3 protein-coding genes are annotated in these 5,050 nt (G+C 55.7%); all 3 read left to right on the plus strand.

Going from position 1 to position 5,050, the window contains the following annotated elements; all coding sequences use genetic code 11:
* Positions 1 to 184: hypothetical protein (locus tag OQK_RS31405; protein ID WP_238537199.1), on the plus strand; the 184-nt coding region annotated here is incomplete at its 5' end.
* 143 nt (positions 185 to 327) lie between these two features.
* On the plus strand, positions 328 to 3,975 hold the full coding sequence (locus OQK_RS17185) for a Tc toxin subunit A (RefSeq protein ID WP_016773467.1): 3,648 nt from the start codon (positions 328 to 330) through the stop codon (positions 3,973 to 3,975).
* Between the two features lie 65 nt (positions 3,976 to 4,040).
* Positions 4,041 to 5,050: neuraminidase-like domain-containing protein (locus tag OQK_RS30470; RefSeq protein ID WP_038861036.1), on the plus strand; the 1,010-nt coding region annotated here is incomplete at its 3' end.

Below are 5,050 nucleotides of genomic sequence, written 5' to 3' on the forward strand. Positions count from 1 at the left end.
ACCTGTGGTCGATGAGAAGTGGCGCGGGGAGGCGACGCGGGCACTGCCGCTGGCGGGTAACTGGTACCGATTCCGGCAGACGCTGACTGACGCAGCGGATGACGCGACGATATCCGATTGGGCCGATAGTGCGCGTTTTGAAGTCGAAGGCGCGCGCCTTTCCAGAACAATTCCTCAAGCCTGACTTCCGACGAACGGTTATCAAACCTGTCATAAATGACAGTGGACTGAACGGCTTTCGCAGCGCTAAATCGTACTTATTGAATGTGCAGCCCGACGAAGGATGTCGGGCTGTGCGGGCCAGTTGTCGCCTAAAGGAATCTGATCATGGTTGATTCGCGCCGTCCCGCCCTGCAACTGTTCGACCAGTTGTTCAGCGAGAAACAACGAGCACAGGACGTCGGACTGCAGAACCTCGAGACTTACCTGGAAAACGGTGGATCAATTTATCCACTGGTTGAAAAGGGTGTTCAAGGCATGCTCCAGCAGCACTCGCAACTCAGCTTTGAGCAAGCGCAACAATTCTGGCGCGGCGCCAACAGCATAGCCACCTCTCAGCGGCGCCAGTTTATCGAGAGGACGCTGAGGGGGAACAGGGACGCGCCAAAGCGCAGCTCCAGCGGTTTGCTATCGATCGTGGACGGTCCCAATTATCACGCTCTGATCGGTACCGATTTTGCTGCACTGTGCCCGCCAGATGCGCTGGAGTCCATCTGGTCGCCAGTAGCCTATCTGATCGACTTGTTGCGCTGGGTTCGTGACCGTCTGGAGGGCATCAACAAGGAAGAAAAATATGCGCTGCATAACCGGCGCACGGATTTGCTGGCACTGAGCGTCGACTTCAATGCGGTTTATCAGTCGATCTCGTCTGTGGACATCATCGTCGAGGTGCTGGAAAAATTCATTGCGGCGAATACAGATGTCGATTCGATCGAAGACGCGCTGATCGCAGCTCGCTACCCCAACGGCCTGCCTTATTACCAGCATTGGGTCACGATTGATGGTATCGCGCAGGTTCATGATCTGTCGGTGGGCGACTTTGAGCACCGGGTCGACCTCTCTTATCCGTATTTTCTGCAAACCAATGGTCGGGGTGCCAATACTGCAAAGGGTTTCGCCCATGCTTCGCGGCTTGGCCCTTATCAGCGCCTGTTGCTGACAGAAACCCGGGCAGATTTCGAAGATCGCGAAAGTTTCTTTGCGCAAAACTTTGGTACCACCAAGCTCGACGAATACCTGTTCCTCAATCAGGTGGTGTTCCTGGGTGAGCGCACCAAGCTCGACAGTCGGCAGATCGAAGCCCTGCTGTCGATTGGCGACTTTGCTCCGGTGCGCTCGACCAATGTTACCTATATAGATGACAAGCCCGAGCATCCGGAAAGCGAGCGCTCGGGGTCAATTTATATCAATGACAACACTGCGCCGGCGGTGCGTATCGATAATGCAAGCGAGCTTCGGCATCGATTGACGGCAAATCCCGACGAGTCCATCGGGTTCAATCGTTATGACCGACTGAATCGGATGGTGCGCCTGGCGAGCTGGACCGGATTGCCGTTCGATCAGGTAGACGTAGTGTTGGCAGCTGCCATCAGGGCGACAGCGCTCGGCAATCGGCCTGAAGACTCTTCAGACAAAATGGAAATAACCAATGGCGTCGTGCATGCACTTGGCTTGTTTCAAAAGTTGCGCGAGCGCTACCAATGCACTGCCGCGGACTTCGCGGTTTTTATCGGTGAGATGTCGGTTTATGGCCGCGGCGAAGCGCTTTCGCAGTTCGATCAGTTGTTCAATTTCGAATCAGGCTATCGCGAACCTTTCAAGCTCGACAACGGTGCGTTTGCGGTAACACCTGTGCCTGGCATGGTGGATCTGACGATCAGCCAGCTCTGCAGTGGCCTGGCGATTGATCCGCAGACTTATTACGTTCTGGCGAAAACAGTGGCCAAGGCTTATGGCTTGACCGAAACACTGAATCGCAACGCAGCGATCATCTCAAGTTTTTATCGTTTGGTGTCGCTGCCCCGGCTGTTGAACATCACACCGGTTGAAGGTGTACTGATGCTGTCGATGCTGGGCGGCGATGAGTGGATCAGCCGCTTCGCCGGTGTCCCTGTCATTCACGATGTTCCGGACGGTTTACCGGATGCGCTGGAACTGATCGAAGCTATGCAAAGTTGCGTGCAGTGGTGCGCGCAAAACAATCTGCCGGTGTCGTGGATGTTGCAGCATGCGGTCGACGCGCCACCGGTACAGGAACTGTCCGAACAGGATGAGCAGTTTTTCGAGCAGATTCGCAATTTGCTGCCGACGGCACAGCTGTCCAATAGCACTTTCCTCATGGCTGGCGTACCGACCGCCGGTGCTACCGACTGGATCGAATTCCTCGCGACGTCCGCCGACAGCCTGGGGCCGATAACCGATTTGTATGGTCTGATCCTGCCCTATGAGCAAGGCGCTGAGACGTATCCGGCCTTCGTCCTTCAAAAGATCTCATGGGCGGTCAATAGCGCCTTGGGTGAGATCGAGCCAGCATTGCGGCAGAACATCATCACCAGCATGGTCAGTGCTTTTCTACAGATGCGCGATGCTCAGACTTCGCTGGTAAGGGAGACGCTGGCGGCATACGCCGGCGTGGGTGTGGATCAAGCGTTGCTGGTCCTGGATTGGGCAGGCGTCACGGTGCATCAATTACTCCTGCATGTATTGGAGCGAACCGATATGCAAGCCGAGGCGTCCGGCCGTACACGCGACCGAGCCGCAAGCGCATCATTTGATCTGCTGGCTGAAATTCGTCGGCGCAGTGAGGTGGTGTCGACACTTGGGTTAAGCGCCGCGCTGTTGCAGGAATATCTGGATAGCGGCTACACGGACTGGCTTGTTCAGGCCGACAAACATACGTTGACGGTGCGCACTCTTTATTACCTGACGACGCTCACTCGCGCTTTTGCCCTCGCCTCAGCCGCGAGCGGCCAATCGCCACAGAAGCTTTTGGATTACCTGCGTCAGGTCAACGCATTGCCGGCAGTCAGCGGTGATGCGAAAAGGCTTGCGCAACAAGCGTCTGCCATCAAGCTGGCGAATTTTTTTGGCTGGAGCGTGCAGGAAGTGCGCGAATGTGTCAGCCGCATCGATGCCGACGGGATTCTGAAGAACCTCAGCCAGCTCGATTTGTTGATGCGCGTGCTGACGCTGTCCACCGCGACCGGTATGGATGCGTTAACGATTTTTCTCATCGGTAATCTGCCCGAGACGGTCGACAAAAGTTCCTACGCCAAGGCCGCTGAACATGCCCTGCTCGGCGAGTCCAGTGCGCAGGCGCCAATTGTGCATGCACCGGGCGACGTCACAGGGCTGGTCACGATGACGTGCGAAGTGGTGGATAACAGCACCGTTGTGGCCAATAAGCCAGGCGAAAAAGTCACTTACAAGGTGACCCTCAAAGACGCCAACGGGGAGCCGCTGAGTGGCGTCACCGTCCATTGGCGCGCCACTTTGGGCACCATTAAGGACGACACCACCCTGATCGACGGGACGCTTGTGGCCGAGTTTATTCCCGGCAATGTCATGGGTCACGACACGCCATTGCTCTGGCTGGATTTGTTCGAGCCGCAATATGCCCCTTCCATCGAGATCACGGCCGATTTCGCTACGCTGTTTTTCCCGCTTGAGGAACTTTCACCTACGCCTCTGGATACAGTGGAATACGGCCATGAAGTAGAACTTTATGCGGTGCTGGAAGACGCCTACGGAAACCGCGGACAGAACTCGCTGGTGGAGTGGTTCTGGACAATCGAAGCGCCCGCCAAGAGGGATGCCGTCACTATTCGGCCGGCGCAGGGTTTTACTGATCAGCAGGGGCTTACACGGGTTTTTGTTTCAAGCAGGACGGGCGGCACATTCGTGTTCAGTGTTCGCACTCAGTCTGGGGAAAGCGAAAGAATATTCACCAATGCCATCACGTTCGCCCGGAGCTAGTGGCAGGACGTTGCGTACTGCCTGGCGAACGTTTGTCCCCGGGCCATATTCCAAGGAGCGAGATCATGGCACTGAGTAACATTGGCGGGCTGCTGGAAAAACGTCGCTCGGCCCTGCTCGAATACTGCATTGGTCAAGTGGCCAATACCCGATACCCGTTTCTGAAAACGCCTGACGATCTGTTTGAATTGCTGCGCATCGACCCGCTTGACACCTATCAGGTGAAGAGTTCCAGAGTTGCCGAAGCGACAAGCTGTGTGCAGCAGTACATTCATGCGGTGTATCGAAAGCTGGAGCCAGGCTTTGGAGATCATGAGTTCGACAAGCGTCATCTGCACGAATGGATTTTTTACAGCAATTATTCCGATTGGGCGGCGATGCACAAAATTCCATGCTATCCGGAAAATTTCATCATTCCATCAGTGCGACTGCGCAAAACCAGTCTGTTCAGAAATCTGGAAAACAACCTTAACCAGGCCCGTTTGAACAACGATACCGTGCAGGCTGCGCTGCAGGAGTATCTACAGGCATTCGAAAAAATCTGCGATCTCGATGTGATCAGCTGTTTCATGGATGGCATGACACCAGCCAAAGCCGATTACTACTTCCTGGGGCGGCAGCGAGTGCAGCCGTTTCAGTATTTTTGGCGCAAGGCCGAGATCGAACTGAGCCCGGCCAGCGCGGCGGTCAACCCGGCGGCCTGGAGTGAATGGCAAGCGGTGGAAATCCCCACCACCAATCAGGTGCTGGATATCCGCCCGGTGTTCTGGAATGGCCGGTTATGTGTGGTCTGGGCCGAATGGCGTGACGCGGTCGTCGGCAGCGCAGCGGAGGCTTTCAGCCCGAGCAAATTGGTGATCAATCTGGCATTCATGACACAGAACGGGCAGTGGTCGGCGCCGTTGTGTGTGCACAGTTCAGAGTGCAAGGACAAGCTTTTGGCGAGCCCCCCCCGACTGATTGCGACTGTGCATGCTGATTACCTTAATCCGAAGGGCAAGTTGGGGATTCTGTTAAGTGGCAAGTTCTCTGAGAAGTCACCCGCAGATTCTCCACCGGAAGATTCTGCTGAAAC

Origin of the sequence: Pseudomonas sp. R62 (assembly GCF_000257605.1) — a bacterium.
In the GTDB taxonomy this organism is placed as follows: Bacteria; Pseudomonadota; Gammaproteobacteria; order Pseudomonadales; family Pseudomonadaceae; genus Aquipseudomonas; species Aquipseudomonas atacamensis.

Coding starts and splice junctions, on each gene's coding strand:
- OQK_RS17185 (WP_016773467.1), top strand. CDS start 328: ATGGTTGATTCGCGCCGTCCCGCCCTGCAACTGTTCGACCAGTTGTTC.